Annotated in this window: 12 protein-coding genes; 6 read left to right on the top strand and 6 right to left on the bottom strand. The window is 66.0% G+C overall.

The genetic code is table 11. The features are described from left to right. Nucleotide 1: 1 nt before the first annotated feature. Entirely contained in the window at nt 2-649 is a 648-nt protein-coding gene (locus tag I6F31_RS18350) for a hypothetical protein (RefSeq protein WP_036001024.1), read from the top strand. A gap of 129 nt (nt 650-778) precedes the next feature. Here the strand turns inward: I6F31_RS18350 and guaB are convergent, their stop codons facing one another. Continuing rightward, nucleotides 779-2,272 carry an IMP dehydrogenase gene (guaB, locus tag I6F31_RS18345; protein ID WP_109144053.1) on the bottom strand — a complete coding sequence of 498 codons (1,494 nt, stop codon included), beginning with the start codon at nt 2,270-2,272 and terminating at the stop codon, nt 779-781. A gap of 453 nt (nt 2,273-2,725) precedes the next feature. Here guaB and I6F31_RS18340 point away from each other — a divergent pair, with 453 nt between their 5' ends. Continuing rightward, a complete protein-coding gene (locus tag I6F31_RS18340; protein ID WP_225141541.1) occupies nt 2,726-4,216 on the top strand; it encodes an MDR family MFS transporter in 1,491 nt (496 codons plus the stop codon). Between the two features lie 148 nt (nt 4,217-4,364). On the opposite strand, the gene I6F31_RS18335 is transcribed toward I6F31_RS18340, so the two are convergent. After that, a complete protein-coding gene (locus I6F31_RS18335; protein ID WP_036022539.1) occupies nt 4,365-5,051 on the bottom strand; it encodes an RlmE family RNA methyltransferase in 687 nt (228 codons plus the stop codon). Between the two features lie 2 nt (nt 5,052-5,053). Beyond that, the gene (locus I6F31_RS18330; RefSeq protein ID WP_036001035.1) at nt 5,054-6,127 is read right to left on the bottom strand and encodes a Ppx/GppA phosphatase family protein; all 1,074 of its coding nucleotides are present in this window, start codon (nt 6,125-6,127) and stop codon (nt 5,054-5,056) included. Nucleotides 6,128-6,337: 210 nt separating this feature from the next. On the opposite strand from I6F31_RS18330, the gene I6F31_RS18325 reads away from it, so the two are divergent. After that, nucleotides 6,338-8,710, top strand: coding sequence for a xanthine dehydrogenase family protein molybdopterin-binding subunit (locus I6F31_RS18325; protein WP_225185897.1), 2,373 nt, complete (start codon nt 6,338-6,340; stop codon nt 8,708-8,710). Nucleotides 8,711-8,880: 170 nt separating this feature from the next. On the opposite strand, the gene I6F31_RS18320 is transcribed toward I6F31_RS18325, so the two are convergent. Further along, nucleotides 8,881-9,681 carry a hypothetical protein gene (locus tag I6F31_RS18320; protein WP_225112215.1) on the bottom strand — a complete coding sequence of 267 codons (801 nt, stop codon included), beginning with the start codon at nt 9,679-9,681 and terminating at the stop codon, nt 8,881-8,883. Nucleotides 9,682-9,787: 106 nt separating this feature from the next. On the opposite strand from I6F31_RS18320, the gene I6F31_RS18315 reads away from it, so the two are divergent. Genes I6F31_RS18315 through I6F31_RS18305 form a run of 3 tightly spaced genes read left to right on the top strand, consistent with a single transcriptional unit; the run spans nt 9,788 to nt 13,176 of the window. Beyond that, nucleotides 9,788-10,279, top strand: coding sequence for a YaiI/YqxD family protein (locus I6F31_RS18315; protein WP_225112214.1), 492 nt, complete (start codon nt 9,788-9,790; stop codon nt 10,277-10,279). A 2-nt stretch (nt 10,280-10,281) separates the two neighbouring features. Further along, nucleotides 10,282-12,093 (top strand): ATP-binding cassette domain-containing protein, encoded by a 1,812-nt coding sequence (locus I6F31_RS18310; protein ID WP_225125770.1) that lies wholly within the window; start codon nt 10,282-10,284, stop codon nt 12,091-12,093. Nucleotides 12,094-12,096: 3 nt separating this feature from the next. Further along, nucleotides 12,097-13,176: a D-TA family PLP-dependent enzyme gene (locus tag I6F31_RS18305; protein ID WP_225185896.1), complete on the top strand. Its 1,080-nt coding sequence runs from the start codon at nt 12,097-12,099 to the stop codon at nt 13,174-13,176. A gap of 114 nt (nt 13,177-13,290) precedes the next feature. Here I6F31_RS18305 and I6F31_RS18300 read toward each other — a convergent pair whose 3' ends face one another. Then, nucleotides 13,291-14,520, bottom strand: a complete 1,230-nt coding sequence (locus I6F31_RS18300; RefSeq protein ID WP_225185895.1) for a TIGR03862 family flavoprotein — start codon at nt 14,518-14,520, stop codon at nt 13,291-13,293. A gap of 153 nt (nt 14,521-14,673) precedes the next feature. Next, nucleotides 14,674-15,591 carry an SDR family NAD(P)-dependent oxidoreductase gene (locus I6F31_RS18295; protein ID WP_225185894.1) on the bottom strand — a complete coding sequence of 306 codons (918 nt, stop codon included), beginning with the start codon at nt 15,589-15,591 and terminating at the stop codon, nt 14,674-14,676. Nucleotides 15,592-15,621: the final 30 nt, after the last annotated feature.

Genomic DNA, 15,621 nt, shown 5'->3' with positions numbered 1-15,621 from the left:
CATGGACAAACCTGCCCACCGCACCCTCGCGGGCGTCGTCGTTCCCGACGCTCCCATAGTCGATGCCGCAATCGAACATGCGCGGCAGCACTGCGCGCCGTATCTGTTCAACCACGTCGTCCGCTCGTGGCTGTTCGCGGCAAGGCTCGGACAATTGCAGAACGTGGTGCACGATGAGGAGGTGCTCGCGGTCGGCACCCTGCTGCACGACATCACGCTGAATGAAAGCTTCGCCGGACCGCGCCGCTTCGAGGTCGAAGGCGCGGACCAGGCGCGGCACTTTGCCGCCGAGCGCGGCTTCGACCGGCGCCGCGCCCAGCTGATCTGGGACAGCGTCGCGCTGAACTCGACCCCGTCGATCGCTCTCTACAAAGAGAGCGAGGTTGCACTCGCCACAGCCGGCATCTGCTTCGACGTCATCGGGCTGCAATACGACGTCATTCCCGCCGCCGAAGTGTCGCGGATCGTCGCCGAATTCCCGCGAATGCAGATCAAGCGGCAATTCCGCCGCTGCTTCTGCCATATTGCAAGCACCAGGCCGGAAACAAGCTACGACAATTTCATCCGGGATTTCGGCGAACGCTTTGTCGAAGGATACAGCGCGCCTTCGGTGGTTGATCTGGTGGATGCAGCGCCATTCGCCGAGTAGGATTGCATCTCAACCTTACCTGAGCGACAGCGACGACGAGCTTATCCGAAATCCGGTCGCGGGCCGCTCCGATCGAATTAAGCACGGCAGTATCTTATCGCGCGCAAAACGCGCGCGCGACCGAAGCGCCTAACCCCCGCCCGGATAGTTCGGGCTCTCGCGCGTGATGGTGACGTCGTGGACGTGGCTTTCGCGCAAGCCCGCACCGGTGATGCGGACGAACTGGGCCTTGTCGTGCAGCTCCTTCATGTCGCGTGCGCCGACATAGCCCATCGCGGCGCGCAAGCCGCCGGCGAGCTGGTGCATGACGTTGCCGACCGGGCCCTTGTAGGGCACCTGCCCCTCGATGCCCTCGGGCACGAGCTTGAGCGTGTCCTTGATGTCCTGCTGGAAGTAGCGGTCGGCAGATCCCCGCGCCATCGCGCCGACCGAGCCCATGCCGCGATAGGCCTTGTAGGAACGGCCCTGCCACAAAAACACTTCGCCGGGCGTCTCGTCGGTGCCGGCGAGCAGCGAGCCGACCATGGCAATGTCGGCGCCGGCCGCGAGCGCTTTCGCAAGGTCGCCGGAAAATTTGATGCCGCCATCGGCGATGACGGGGATGTCGGCCTTCTTCGCCGCTTCGACCGCATCCATGATCGCGGTGAGCTGGGGCACGCCGACGCCGGCGACGATGCGCGTGGTGCAGATCGAGCCCGGGCCGATGCCGACCTTGATGCAATCCGCGCCCGCATCGATCAGCGCCTGCGCGCCTTCCGTGGTGGCAACGTTGCCGGCGACGACCTGCACCGAATTGGACAGGCGCTTGATGCGGTTCACCGCCTGCAGCACGTGACGGGAATGGCCGTGCGCGGTGTCGACGACGACAAGGTCGACGCCGGCATCGATCAGCCGCTCGGTGCGCTCGAATCCGGTATCGCCGACCGTGGTGGCGGCAGCGACGCGAAGACGCCCCTGCCCGTCCTTGCAGGCGAGCGGATGAGCAACCGCCTTCTCCATGTCCTTCACGGTGATGAGCCCGACGCAGCGATATTGATCGTCGACCACCAGCAGCTTCTCGATGCGGTGCTGGTGCAGCATCCGCCGCGCCTCATCCTGGTTGACATTCTCACGGACCGTGACGAGCCCTTCACGGGTCATCAGCTCGGAGACTTTTTGCCGGCGGTCGGTGGCAAAGCGCACGTCGCGGTTGGTGAGGATGCCGACCAGCTTGCCGGGCGTGTTCTTGCCGGCGCCGGTGACGACGGGAATGCCGGAGATGCCGTGATCGCTCATCAGCTTGAGCGCGTCGTCGAGCGTGGCGTCGGGGCTGATGGTGAGCGGGTTCACCACCATGCCGGACTCGTAGCGCTTGACCTGCCGCACCTGGGCGGCCTGCCCTTCGGGATCGAAATTGCGGTGGATGACGCCAAGGCCGCCGGCCTGCGCCATGGCGATCGCCATGCGGGCCTCGGTGACGGTGTCCATGGCCGAGGCCATGATCGGGATGTTGAGCGGAATGGCGCGGGTGACGCGAGAGCGAATGTCGACCTCGCCCGGCATGACGTCGGACAGGCCCGGCTTCAACAGCACGTCGTCGAACGTAAAGGCTTCGCGGATGCCCTGAAGTTGCACCGTGGCCATCTGCCAACTCCTTCCTGCGGCCCTGCCGCAAATGGTAATGGATGAGCGCCGCCCTCGGCGTCCCTTGCGGCAACGCCTTGAGAATCGGAGCCCATCGGTGGGGTTGACGCGGGTCGATAGCACGGCCGCGTGACGAATCAAAGCAATTCGGGCCGCTGGCCAGCCATGCACAGGGGTTTTTTGGTCGATTCAGCGGGGTTGGGCTCGGTACGCCGTCCCTCCACCGGTCATTCCGGGGCGCGACGAAGTCGCGAGCCCGGAATCCATCGCGCAGCGGATGCTGCGGTCCGATGGATTCCGGCTTCGCGCCAAGTGGGCGCGCCCCGGAATGACGAAAGACGGTCACACCGTTGTTACGCGGGATTTAGGTGCCATGCATGGATCCGCAATGGTCGGCGGCGGACGGCGGTGATAAGCCGCAACTCCACTCCTCCTTCCGATTTCATTGCCCTCATGGTCGACAAGCAACGCGTCATTCCGCTGATCGTGGCCACGGCTCTCTTTATGGAGAACATGGATTCGACCGTGATCGCCACCTCGCTGCCGGCGATTGCGGCCGACATCGGCACCAGCCCGCTGACGCTGAAGCTCGCGATCACCTCCTATCTGCTGTCGCTCGCGGTGTTCATTCCGGCGAGCGGCTGGACCGCCGACCGGTTTGGCGCGCGGATGGTGTTCGCGATCGCCGTCGGCGTGTTCATGGTCGGCTCGGTCGGCTGCGCGCTCTCGACCTCGGTCACCGACTTCGTGTTCGCGCGCATCCTGCAAGGCATGGGCGGCGCCATGATGACGCCGGTCGGGCGCCTCGTGCTGCTGCGTTCGGTCGATAAGAGCGCGCTGGTCAACGCCATGGCTTGGGTGACGGTCCCTGCCCTGATCGGTCCCGTGATCGGCCCGCCGCTCGGCGGCTTCATCACGACCTATGCGTCCTGGCACTGGATCTTCCTGATCAACATCCCGATCGGGCTGCTCGGGATCTTCATGGCGCTGAAGTACATCGACCCGATCAAGAGCGAGGAACGCGAGCCGTTCGATCTCTACGGCATGGTGCTCTCTGGGCTGGGGCTCGCAGGCATCGCCTTCGGCCTTTCCGTCGCCGGCCTCAACCTGCTGCCGTGGAGCACCGTCGCCGCGTTGATCGTGGGCGGTGCGATCTCGATGACGCTCTACGTCATCCATGCGCGGCGGACCGGATCGCCGGTGCTGGACTTCTCGCTCCTGAAGCTGCCGACGCTGCGCGCCGCCGTGTTCGGCGGCTTCCTGTTCCGGCTTGGCATCGGCGCGCTGCCGTTCCTGCTGCCGCTCCTGATGCAGATCGGCTTCGGCCTGTCGCCGTTCCATTCCGGCCTCGTCACCTTTGCCTCCTCGCTCGGGGCGATGGGCATGAAGACGCTGGCGGCGCGCATCATCCGCACCTTCGGCTTCCGCAATTTGATGACGGTGAACGCGATCGTCAGCGCGTTCTTTCTCGGGGTCTGCGCGCTGTTCACGGTGACGACGCCGCTGCTCATCATCATGGTGATCCTGGTGGTCGGCGGCTTCTTCCGCTCGCTGCAGTTCACCGCGATCAACACGGTCGCCTATGCCGACGTCGAGACCGCGCAAATGAGCCGCGCCACAACCCTCGTCAGCGTCAACCAGCAGCTCGCGATCTCGGCCGGCGTCGCCGTCGGCGCGGCCTGTGTCGAGACGACGATGTGGTTCAGCCACGTCAGCGAGCTCAACGCCACGGTGTTCGCGCCCGCCTTCGTCGTGGTGGCGCTGACCTCGGCGGCCTCGAGCTGGTTCTTCTGGCAGATGCCCGCGGACGCAGGCCACGAGATTTCGGGGCGCAAGGCGGTGGAGATCGCGAGCCGCAAGGGCGCCGGCAAGGGCGCAGAGAAGGCCGCGGTCAAGGCGGCGTCCGAGGATACGCAGGACGTGCGGGATCAGCGGCTGGGGTGAATACCTCCTCGGTCATTCCGGGGCGATGCGCAGCATCGAACTATGATGCGCAATTGCGCATCTGAGAATCCATCGCACCGCGGAACGCGTCGAGACATGGATTCCGGGCTCGCCTCTTCGAGGCGCCCCGGAATGACGGAGTGCGAGGCTACGCCGCTCCCCCGCCGCGAAATCCCGTCGCCAGCACGTAGCGTTCCGAGGAATCCTGCCGGCTCGCCGCCGGCTTGACGTGACGCACGGTGGCGAAGTCGCGCTTGAGCTGGGCCAGCAGCTCAGCGTCGGCGCCGCTCTGGAACGTTTTCGCCAGGAACGTGCCGCCGGGTTTGAGCACGTCGCAGGCAAAGGCCGCCGCCGTCTCGACCAGGCCGACGATGCGGAGCTGGTCGGTCTTGCGGTGGCCGGTGGTGTTGGCGGCCATGTCGGACATCACGACGTCGGCCTTGCCGCCCAGCATCGCGGTGAGCTTCTCCGGCGCGTCGTTGTCCATGAAGTCGAGCTGCGCGAAATCCACGCCCGGAATCTCGGGCATCTCCAACAGATCGATGGCGACGACCTTGCCCTTGCCTTCCAATGATCCGACGCGCTTGGCGGCAATCTGGCTCCAGCCGCCGGGCGCCGCGCCGAGATCGACCACGGCCATGCCAGGCTTCAGAAGCCGGAACTTGTCGTCGATCTCCAGCAGCTTGAACGCGGCGCGGGAGCGATAGCCCGCCGCCTTGGCTTTGGCGACGTAGGGATCGTTGAGCTGCCGCTCCAGCCACAGCTTCGACGACAATTTGCGCTTGCCGCCGGTCTTGACCTGAACGTGCAAGCGGCCGGTGGTGTCCTTGGCCATACTCACCAGCTCCTGAGCGCACCGTCCTCGCGCATCATCTCGACCAGCATGCCCTCGCGCAAGCCGCGGTCGGCGACGCGCAGGCGCGGCAGCGGAAAGGCGCGGCGGATAGCGTCGAGGATGGCGCAGCCCGCCAGGACGAGATCGGCGCGCTCGACGCTGATGCAGCTGTTGGCGGCACGCTCCTCGTAGCTCATGCCGAGCAGCTTGTTGATGGTCGCGGTGATGTCGGCATCGTTCATCCAGATGCTGTCGATGCGGCGGCGGTCATAGCGCGCGAGGTTGAGATGGATGCCGGCCAGCGTCGTCACCGTGCCCGACGTGCCGAGCAGGTGCATGTCGGCGAGATCGCGGCCGTGCTCCTCGGCGAATGGCGCGACGTGGCTTGCGACCTCCTGCTCCATGGCGGCATAGATCTCTGGCGTGACGTCGCGTCCGCCGAACTGCTCAGCGAGCGTGACCACACCATAGGGAATCGACATCCAGGCTTTTATGCGCGGCTCCGGATTGGTGGCGTCGCGCTCGATCCGCACCAGCTCGGTGGAGCCGCCGCCGATGTCGAACAGGATCGCGCCCCGCCCCCTGGGGTCGACCAGCGGCGAGCAACCCAGCACGGCGAGCGCGGCCTCGGTCTCGCGGTCGATCACCTCGAGCTCGATGCCGGTCTCGGCCGCAACGCGGCTGCGGAAACCTTCCGCGTTCGAAGCCGCGCGGCAGGCTTCGGTCGCGATCAGCCGCAGCCGCCGTGCCTTCCGCAGATTGATCTTGTCGCGGCAGATGCTGAGCGCGGCGATGGCGCGCTCGATCGCGGCGTCGCTGATGCACCCGGTCGCCGAGACGCCCTCCCCGAGCCGGATGATGCGCGAGAAGGAATCGACCACACGAAAGCCGTCCTGAGTCGGACAGGCGATCAGCAGCCTGCAATTGTTGGTGCCGAGGTCCAGCGCCGCATAGACGCCGGTTCCCGGCGCCTGCGCGCCGACGGCCGGATTGGTGGCCAACGCCACCGCCGCCATCGACCCCTCCAGCTCGCTATGCGGCGCATGGCCGTCGCGGAGCCGCGTGTGGTCATTCATACAAACTGTCTTTCCGCGGCCGGTCGGGCCGGTCTGGAATTGATTATTCGCCTGAAACATTAGCAGCGCGGCAGGCCTGCGCAACAACGCATCACATGGGACCATGTCCAATCGTGCGTTGTCGTGAACGGGGGTGGTGGGTTATTTGAGGGAGTCCGGTGCTCCGCTGCCGCGAAAATGCGCAAATGCCGGCTTTTCAGGTCAATTCCCATGCAAGAACACACCAAATCGTCGACGCTCGAGAACGCTATTGCACTGCAAAAGTATGGCGTCGGGCAACCGGTCCGCCGCAAGGAGGATGATACGCTGGTGCGCGGCAAGGGCCGCTACACCGACGATTTCAACCTGCCGAACCAGGCCTATGCCGTGATCGTCCGCTCGACCCATGCCCATGGATTCATCCGCAGCATCGGCCTCGATGCCGCCAAGGCCATGCCGGGCGTGCTGGGGGCGTGGTCCGGGAAGGATCTTGATGCCGCCGGCTATGGCCCCTTCACCTGCGGCCTGCCGCTGAAGAGCCGCGACGGCTCGCCCCTGCTCCAGACCAACCGCCAGCCCCTGGCGACCGACAAGGTCCGCTTCGTCGGCGATCCCGTCGCCTTCGTGGTGGCCGAGACGCTGGCTCAGGCGCGCGACGCGGCCGAGGCGGTCGAGCTCGACATCGAGCCGCTGCCGGCGGTGACGGACCCGGAGCAAGCCGCCAAGCCCGGCGCGCCGCAGCTCTATGACCACATTCCTGGTAACGTCGCGCTCGACTACCACTATGGCGACATGGACAAGGTGAACGCCGCCTTCGCCGGCGCCGCTCATGTGACCAAGCTCGACATCGAGAACACCCGCGTTGCCGTGGTCTCGATGGAGCCGCGCGTGGGGCTTGCCTCCTACGACAAGAAGACCGAGCGCTACACGCTTCAGGTGCCGACGCAGGGCGTTGCCGGCAACCGCGCCAATCTCGCCAAGAACCTGAAAGTGCCGAACGAGAAGGTGCGCATTCTCACCGCCAATGTCGGCGGCTCCTTCGGCATGAAGAACATCAACTATCCCGAGTACATGTGCATTCTGTATGCGGCGAAGGCACTGGGACGCCCGGTGAAGTGGCTCGACGAGCGCTCCACCAGCTTCCTCTCCGACAGTCACGGCCGCGCGCAGAAGATCCATGCCGAGCTCGCGCTCGATGCCGAGGGGCACTTCCTCGCCGCAAAGCTGTCCGGCTACGGCAATCTCGGCGCCTACATCACCGGAGTCGCGCCGGGGCCGCTTTCACTCAATACCGGCAAGAACTTCTCCAGCGTCTATCGCACGCCGCTGATGGCGGTCGACATCAAGGTGGTACTGACCAACACCACGCTGATGGGGGCCTATCGCGGCGCCGGCCGGCCCGAGGCGAACTATTACATGGAGCGGCTGATCGACCGCGCCGCCGACGAGATGGGCATCAACCGGCTGACCTTGCGCAAGCGCAACTTCATCAAGCCGAACCAGATCCCGTTCGCGGCCTCCTCCGGCGTCACCTATGACAGCGGCGACTTCCAGGCCGTGTTCAACAAGGCGCTCGAAATCTCCGACCACGAGAACTTCGCCAAGCGCAAGAAGGAGAGCAAGAAGGCCGGCAAGCTGCGCGGCATTGCGGTCGGCTCCTACCTCGAGGTCACGGCGCCGCCGAGCCCCGAGCTCGGCAAGATCGTGTTCGATCCTGACGGCACCGTGCAGCTCATCACCGGCACGCTCGATTACGGCCAGGGCCATGCCACCCCGTTCGCGCAGGTGCTGTGCGAGCAGCTCGGCGTCCCCTTCGAGAGCGTGAAGCTCGTGCAGGGCGACAGCGACATCGTCCACACCGGCAACGGCACCGGCGGCTCGCGCTCGATCACTGCGAGCGGCCAGGCCATTGTGGGCGCCGCAAAGCTCGTCATCGAGAAAGGCAAGCGCGCCGCTGCACATATGCTGGAGGCGTCCGAGGCCGATATCGAGTTTGCCGACGGCAGCTTTACGATCGCCGGCACCGATCGCAGCATCGACATCATGGAGCTTGCGAAGAAGCTGCATGACGGCAAGGTGCCGGAGGGCGTGCCTGACAGCCTCGATGTCGACCACACCAGCGAACCGGTCGCCTCGGCGTTCCCGAACGGCTGCCACGTCGCCGAGGTCGAGATCGACCCGGACACCGGTGTGGTGCAGATCGTGCGCTACAGCGCGGTCAACGATTTCGGCACGGTGATCAACCCGATGCTGGTCGCGGGCCAGCTCCATGGCGGCGTGGTCCAGGGCATCGGCCAGGCCCTGATGGAGCACATTCGCTACGACGACAATGGCCAGCCGATCACGGGCTCGCTGATGGACTACGCCCTGCCCCGCGCGGAGGACGTCCCCAACATGACGGTCGGCGACCACCCGGTGCCCGCCACCACCAACCCGCTCGGCAGCAAGGGCTGCGGCGAGGCCGGCTGCGCCGGCAGCCTGTCGACAGTGGTGAACGCGGTGCTCGATGCGCTGTCGGAGTACGGCATCAAGCACATCGACATGCCGCTGACCCCCGAGCGGGTGTGGCGCGCGATCCAGGAGGCGAAGGCCAAGGCGGCGTAAGGGGCACTATCGTCGCCACAAACTCTACTGTCATCGCCCGGCTTGACCGGGCGATCCAGTACTCCGAGACGGCAGCGATTGACCGAGAAGCTGCGGCGTACTGGATTCCCCGCCTTCGCGGGGAATGACGACGTCCTTGATTGACGGGCGTGGGCTTTCCCAACTGTCCGCTACGCCGCCGCCTGCTCGCGCGGCTGGTAGATCGCGGTGTGCTGGCAATGCGCGAGCGGCGTCGTGCCGTTGGCGACGACCAGCGCGTCGAACTCGACGAAGCGGTGGCCCTTCTTCTCGTAATTCGCAGTGACCTTGGCCCGCGCCGTGATCTCGTCGCCGGCGCGCGCCGCGGACAGCAGCTGCATGCGGCTGCCCACGTGGATCCAGGGACCCAGGATGGTGTTGTCCACCAGGACGCGGTTCATGACGCGCTGGATCAGGCCGGGATGGCCGAGGCTCTCGCGGGCAAAAATCGGATCGGCCTCCCTGACGTCAGTGAGATAGTCGGCCGCATCCTGCCCGGCCCACCGGCGCGGCGTCGTGCCCAGCCATTTGCCCAGCTCGAATGTCGCAGGACTGACAGGCTTGCGCTCGGCGGCGGCGGGGACTTCGACATAGTCGCTCAACGACAATGCCGGCACCGCCGCCGGCAGCGACGCCGTTCCCGTGGCACACAGCTCGGTGCGACTGAACACCTCGATGGTCAGCAGGCCGTTGTGCTCGGTGGCATCGACATCGGCGGTCTCGCCGTCATAGACCGGCTTGATGAAGCGGGCCTCGACCAGCCCGCGCGACAGGAAGTCCCGCCCCCAGCGCGCGATCGGCACGTGCATCATGTAGGCGAAGACGTCGACGCCGGGGACCAGCCCGCCGGAAAAGCCGAAGCGGCGGGCCACATTGTCGTCGTGCATCTTGTTTTCGGACTGCCTGGCGGTGTTGTAGGCCTCGACGCGGTAGGTTTCGAGCCGGTTCGGCATGACTGGCCTTTCCCTGTTCTTGTTGTTTCGGGAGCGATCGTAGGGCCTGAGGAACTGGGGTCAATCCCCTCGCCTTTGCGACCCGAATGCGGTACCACGCGGCGGAATGACCGAGACCCCGACCCGCATCTATGTCGACGCCGACGCCTGTCCGGTGAAGGACGAAATCTATCGCGTGGCGCTCCGGCACGGCGTGCCCGTGAGCGTGGTCGCCGGCAATTTCATCCGCGTGCCGCAGGACCCTCTGATCGAGCGCATCGCCGCGGGCAGCGGCATGGACGCCGCGGACGACTGGATCGCCGAGCGCGCCAGGCCCGGCGACGTGGTTGTGACCTCGGACATTCCGCTGGCGAGCCGCTGTGTGAAGGCGGGCGCCGACGTGATCGCGCCGAACGGCAAGCCGTTCACCGAAGAATCGATCGGGATGACGCTGGCGGTGCGCAATCTGATGACGGACCTGCGATCGGCCGGCGAAGTCACCGGCGGCCCGCGCTCGTTCTCGCCGCGAGACCGCTCCAGCTTCCTCTCGGCGCTCGACCAGACACTGCGCCGGATCCAGCGCCGCCGCGCAGATCAGGCCGCAACGAGCCAAAGTTAGCCATGGCCCCGCCGCTGATCCAACTCAAAGACATCAGGCTGACCTTCGGCGGCACGCCGCTGCTGTCGGGCGTCGAGCTCAACGTCGCGCCATCCGAACGGGTCTGCCTGATCGGCCGCAACGGCTCCGGCAAATCGACCCTGCTGAAGATCGCGGCCGGCCTGGTCGAGCCTGACGCCGGCACACGCTTCGTGCAGCCCGGCGCAACGGTGCGCTACCTGCCGCAGGAGCCGGATTTCGGCGCGCACAAGAGCACGCTCGCCTATGTCGAGTCCGGGCTCGCGCCGGGGGACGACCAGCACCAGGCGCGCTATCTCCTGGAGCAGCTCGGCCTCACCGGCGAGGAGAACCCGCACAACCTCTCCGGTGGCGAGGCGCGCCGCGCGGCGCTGGCCTTCGTGCTGGCGCCCTCGCCCGACATCCTGCTGCTGGACGAGCCGACCAACCATCTCGATCTCGCCACCATCGAATGGCTGGAGCAGGAGCTCGACTCCAGGCGCAGCGCGCTCGTCATCATCAGCCACGACCGTCGCTTCCTGACCAATCTCTCGCGCTCCACCGCTTGGCTCGATCGCGGCCGGATCAAGCAGATCGATCGCGGCTTTGCCTCGTTCGAGAGCTGGCGCGACGAGGTGCTGGCCGAGGAGGAGCGCGACCAGCACAAGCTCGACCGCAAGATCGTCGACGAGGAGCACTGGCTGCGCCACGGCGTCTCCGGCCGCCGCAAGCGCAACGTCAAGCGGCTCGCCAATCTGCATGCGCTGCGCGCCCAGCGCCGCAACTATCGCGGCACCGCCGGCAGCGCCAACCTCGCAGCCAGCGAAGCCGAGCAGTCCGGCAAGCTGGTGATCGAGGCCAAGGGCATCACGAAATCCTACGGCGAGCGCAAGATCGTCGAGAATTTCTCCACCCGCATCCAGCGCGGCGACCGGCTCGGCATCATCGGGCCGAACGGCGCCGGCAAGACCACGCTGGTCAACCTGCTCACCGGCGGCATGCAGCCGGATTCCGGGACGATACGTCTCGGCGCCAATCTGGAGATGGCGACGCTCGACCAGCATCGCGAAAGCCTCGATCCGAAATCGACACTGGCGGAAGCGCTCACAGGCGGCCGCGGCGATCAAATCATGGTCGGCGGCAAGCCGAAGCACGTCGTCGGCTACATGAAGGACTTCCTGTTCGCGCAGGAGCAACGCGGCACACCGCTGGAGGTACTCTCGGGCGGGGAGCGCGGCCGGCTGATGCTGGCGCGGGCGCTGGCAAAGCCGTCGAACCTCCTGGTGCTGGACGAGCCGACCAATGATCTTGATCTCGAAACGCTCGACGTGCTCGAGGAGATGCTTGGCGACTACGAGGGCACCGTCATCCTCATCAGCCACGACCGCGACTTCCTCGACCGCGTCGTCACCTCCGTGATCGCGCCCGAGGGGAACGGCAAGTGGATCGAATATGCCGGCGGCTACAGCGACATGCTGAGCCAACGCGGTGCGGACCTCAAGCGCGAGACAGCGAAGGCGCAAGCTCCCGTGGAGAAGAAAGAGGAGCGCGCCGCGGCCCCCTCGTCCGCGCCCAAGCGCAAGCTCAGCTTCAACGAGAAGCACGCGCTGGAAACGCTGCCGAAGAAGATAGAAACGCTGCACTCCGATATCGCAAAATTGCAGCGTGTGCTCGACGACCCCGGTCTCTATGCGAAAGATCGCAAAAAATTCGACGACACCTCGGCTGCCATCGCCAAGGCGCACGAAGAACTGTCCGCCGCCGAAGAGCGCTGGCTCGAACTCGAAATGCTCCGCGAAGAGATTGAACAGGCATAACTCATGACAACAACTCTTGCAGCCAAGATCGCCCGCGAATACGGCACACCCTGTGCCGTCATCGACATGGACAGGGTCGAGCGCAACATCGCGCGGATCCAGAAGGCCTGCGACGACGCCGGAATCGCCAATCGCCCCCACATCAAGACGCACAAGAACCCGACCATTGCCAAGATGCAGGTCGCGGCCGGCGCCAAGGGCATCACCTGCCAGAAACTGGGCGAAGCCGAGATCATGGCCAATGCCGGCATCGACGACATCCTGATCAGCTACAATCTGCTGGGCGATGAGAAGATGGCGCGGCTCGGCGCGCTGCAGGCGAAGGCCAACATGACGGTGGCGGCCGACAATTCGACCGTCGTCGCCGGCCTGCCTAAGGCGGCTGCGGCGTCAGGCCGCCCGCTCTCGGTCGTGGTCGAATGCGATACCGGGCGCAAGCGCGCAGGCGTCGAGACCCCGGCCGAGGCCATTGCGCTGGCGCGCGAGATCACGGCCTCCAAGGGCCTCGAGTTCGCCGGCTTCATGCTGTATCCGACCGAGACCGGCTGGGCTGAGGCCCAAAAGTTCTACGACGAGGCGCTGGCTGGCGTGCGCGCGCACGGGCTCGACGCCAAGATCGTCTCGACCGGCGGCACGCCGAACCTCGTCAATATCGGCAAGCTCAAGGGCGGCACCGAGCACCGCTTCGGCACCTACATCTACAACGATCGCATGCAGGTCGCCGCGGGCTCGGCGACCTGGGACGATTGCGCACTGCACATCTATTCGACCGTGGTCAGCCGCGCCGCGCCCGAGCGCGGCATTCTCGATGCCGGCTCGAAGACGCTGACCACGGATACCGGCGGGCTCGACGGCCACGGCCTGATCCTGGAGCATCCCGAAGCCAGAATCGCCAAATTCGCCGAGGAGCACGGCTTCCTCGATCTCTCCCGCAGCAATACCCGGCCCAATGTCGGCGATGTCGTCCGCATCGTGCCGAACCATGTCTGCGTCGTCGTCAACATGATGGACGAGGTGGTGATGGTGCGCGGCGAGGAGATCATCGGCACGCTGCCGGTGGCCGCGCGTGGGAAGCTGCGGTAGGTGTACGCGCGCCGTTGCCACGGCCGTCATTGCGAGGAGCTCTTGCGACGAAGCAATCCAGACTTCCGCGGAGGAGGGATTCTGGATTGCTTCGCTGCGCTCGCAATGACGGGGTTAGCGTTTGAGCCACTCCAGCACGCCCCTGCCCGCGGCAGCCCCAGTCGCGAAGGACGCCTGCAAGAGATAGCCGCCGGTTGGCGCCTCCCAATCCAGCATCTCGCCGGCGGCGAACACACCTTGCAATTTGCGCAGCATGAATTGCTCGTCGAGCTCGTCGAACATAATTCCACCCGCGGTCGAGATCGCGCGATCGATCGGCGCCACTCCGGTGAGCTGAACTGGAATGGCATTGATCAGCCCTGCGAGCTCCGCCGGCGAGTACGATGCGAGCGGGCGGCTGGAGGCGATGGCGGCCTCCTGCATGAGGCCGATGCCGACCGGCGACAGCTGCGCCGCCTTGCGCAGGAAGTTCGCCAGCGATTGCTTGCCGCGCGTGCCTGATAGCCGCGTGATCAGCGCGGTGGCGTCGAGATCGGGCCGCAACACGATCATCAGCGTCGCCTGCCCGAGATTCAGCACAGCCTCGCGCAGTTCCGCCGACAACGAGTAAATCGCGCCGCCTTCGATGCCGCTGCGGGTGATCATCGCCTCTCCGCGCACCGTGTGTGCGCCGATCGTCAACGCCACGCCCTTGAGCGGCTGGCCCTCGAACCGGTCGCGGAACAGTTTGGACCAAGCGACCGTGAAGCCGGAATTGGCCGGCCGCAGTTTTGAGACGGCAATGCCCTTTGCGGCGAGGATGTCGACCCAATGTCCGTCCGAGCCCAGGCGTGGCCAGCTTGCGCCGCCGAGCGCGAGCAGCGTGGCGTTCACTTCAATAGCGGAGACGCCCTTCGGCGTCTGAAAGATCAACTGGCCCTCGCCGTCCCAGCCGATCCAGCGATGGCGAAACGCAAAGCGGACACCCGCGGCATCGAGCCGCCGCAGCCAGGCGCGCAGCAAGGGCGAGGCCTTGAACGCGTTGGGAAACACGCGTCCGCTGCTGCCGACGAAGGTGGGCTCGCCCAGCGCCGCGCTCCAGTCGCGCAGTGCGTCGGGCGAAAATGCCTCGACCGCCGCCTGCAGCTTCGGTGCGGCCTCGCGATAGCGCGCCATGAATTGGGACAGCGGTTCGCTGTGAGTGAGATTGAGCCCGCCGCGGCCGGCCATCAGGAATTTGCGTCCCGCTGATGGCATCGCGTCATAGACGGTGACGGGGGCGCCGCCTTGCGCCAGCACTTCCGCCGCCATCAGCCCGGCGGGACCGGCGCCGATCACGGCGATATGGGGGGCGGTAATGGTCATGGCGTGAGTTTAGGCCGAGCCGCGTGCCAAACCAAAGGTCGTCATGCCCGGGGCTTGTCCCGGGCATCCACGAGAGCGATGTTCGCGGATACGAAGACGTGGATGGCCGGGTCAAGCCCGGCCATGACGACTGAGACTGAGATTATGCCGCGCTTAAAGCTTGATCCCCGCCCGCGCCGCGGCCTGGGCGACGTATTTCTGCGTCTGCTCGAACGCGCCCTGCAGCGCCCTGGCCTTCGACATGTCGCTGATCTCGGCGAAATGCGCGGCGATCGCATCCGGCGTCCACTCGCTCTCCGGCAGGTTGATGCCTTCGCTCTCCAAAATCTTGATCACCGCAAACGAGCCGGCACCGGCGCCCATGATGGTGCGGCTCGGCGCATCCTCGCTCAGCATGTACTCGACCGCGGGGGTGATCGCGTTCGGCTTCATCAGCTGCAGCGCCTGCGGCGGCAGCAGCTCTTCGGTCATGCGCGTCGCCGCGGTCGGCGAGATGATGTTGACGCGAATGTCGTTCTTGCGGCCCTCCTCAGCGAGCACGTTCATCAAGCCGACCATGCCGGATTTCGCGGCGCCGTAATTGGCCTGGCCGAAATTGCCGTAGAGGCCGGAGGACGACGTCGTCAGCACGATACGGCCGTAATTGCGGTCGCGCATGCCGGCCCAGGCTGCCTTGCAGCAATAGAAGGTGCCGACGAGATGCACGTCGAGCACCTTCTGGAAATCGGCCACCTCCATCTTGCCGAACGACTTGTCGCGCAGGATGCCGGCATTGGCGCACAAGAGATCGACGCTGCCCCACTCCTTGGTAGCGCGCTCGACCATGGCGGTGACCTGCTCGAAATTGGAGACGTCGGCGCCGTCGGCCATCGCGGTGCCGCCGGCCTTGCGGATCTCCTCGACCACGGCCTCGGCCGGCGACAGCGAGCCGCCGGTGCCGTCGCGCGCGCCACCGAAATCGTTGACCACGACCTTGGCGCCGCGGCTCGCCAGCCCCAGCGCATGCGCGCGTCCGAGACCATTGCCCGCGCCGGTGACGATGGCGACGCGTCCGTCGAACCTGATTGGCATGAGTAAAGTCCTTGTTCTTCCTTCTCCCCT

This window comes from Bradyrhizobium sp. NBAIM01, from assembly GCF_020194115.1.
Classification (GTDB): domain Bacteria; phylum Pseudomonadota; class Alphaproteobacteria; order Rhizobiales; family Xanthobacteraceae; genus Bradyrhizobium; species Bradyrhizobium yuanmingense.
This window is presented reverse-complemented; position numbering and strand designations above follow the sequence as displayed.

Bases quoted from the DNA above. Each gene is read 5' to 3' on its own strand.
- I6F31_RS18340 (WP_225141541.1), top strand. From the start codon at position 2,726: ATGGTCGACAAGCAACGCGTCATTCCGCTGATCGTGGCCACGGCTCTC.
- I6F31_RS18335 (WP_036022539.1), bottom strand. From the start codon at position 5,051: ATGGCCAAGGACACCACCGGCCGCTTGCACGTTCAGGTCAAGACCGGC.
- I6F31_RS18320 (WP_225112215.1), bottom strand. From the start codon at position 9,681: ATGCCGAACCGGCTCGAAACCTACCGCGTCGAGGCCTACAACACCGCC.
- I6F31_RS18315 (WP_225112214.1), top strand. From the start codon at position 9,788: ATGACCGAGACCCCGACCCGCATCTATGTCGACGCCGACGCCTGTCCG.
- guaB (WP_109144053.1), bottom strand. From the start codon at position 2,272: ATGGCCACGGTGCAACTTCAGGGCATCCGCGAAGCCTTTACGTTCGAC.
- I6F31_RS18350 (WP_036001024.1), top strand. From the start codon at position 2: ATGGACAAACCTGCCCACCGCACCCTCGCGGGCGTCGTCGTTCCCGAC.
- I6F31_RS18295 (WP_225185894.1), bottom strand. From the start codon at position 15,591: ATGCCAATCAGGTTCGACGGACGCGTCGCCATCGTCACCGGCGCGGGC.
- I6F31_RS18300 (WP_225185895.1), bottom strand. From the start codon at position 14,520: ATGACCATTACCGCCCCCCATATCGCCGTGATCGGCGCCGGTCCCGCC.
- I6F31_RS18330 (WP_036001035.1), bottom strand. From the start codon at position 6,127: ATGAATGACCACACGCGGCTCCGCGACGGCCATGCGCCGCATAGCGAG.
- I6F31_RS18305 (WP_225185896.1), top strand. From the start codon at position 12,097: ATGACAACAACTCTTGCAGCCAAGATCGCCCGCGAATACGGCACACCC.
- I6F31_RS18325 (WP_225185897.1), top strand. From the start codon at position 6,338: ATGCAAGAACACACCAAATCGTCGACGCTCGAGAACGCTATTGCACTG.
- I6F31_RS18310 (WP_225125770.1), top strand. From the start codon at position 10,282: ATGGCCCCGCCGCTGATCCAACTCAAAGACATCAGGCTGACCTTCGGC.